We start from the raw sequence: 347 nt of genomic DNA on the forward strand, positions 1-347 counted from the left end.
GCTGCATATAAAATCATCTCCTTCTTCTTTTTTTATCATGTAACATAAAAACTTCGACCCAATTTAAGATAACCCATTTTACAGAAATTTTGTACTGTTACCGATTTGAGGCCCAAACCTTTGTAACATATAACCTTCCCTATATCGTTGACGAGCTTTTTCAATGAGTGAATCATTTTCAAACTGTATATATCCAACTAAGTATAATGCTTTTAAGTAGCTTTCAAATTTTACGTTTCCTAAAACTGCATTTTCTTCATCAATTCCCATAAAGATTTTTGTTTCAAGGGATAATAATTTTGTGCCTATTTGTGTTGTGCCACCTGACATATATACTTGATCATCTG

1 pseudogene is annotated in these 347 nt (G+C 31.4%); it reads right to left on the reverse strand.

Annotated features, from left to right (window positions below):
- Nucleotides 1-78: 78 nt before the first annotated feature.
- A pseudogene (locus PPOP_RS18825) lies at nucleotides 79-347 on the reverse strand (pyruvate kinase); the annotation flags it as partial.

The organism is Paenibacillus popilliae ATCC 14706 (assembly GCF_000315235.1).
Lineage (GTDB): Bacteria > Bacillota > Bacilli > Paenibacillales > Paenibacillaceae > Paenibacillus_B > Paenibacillus_B popilliae.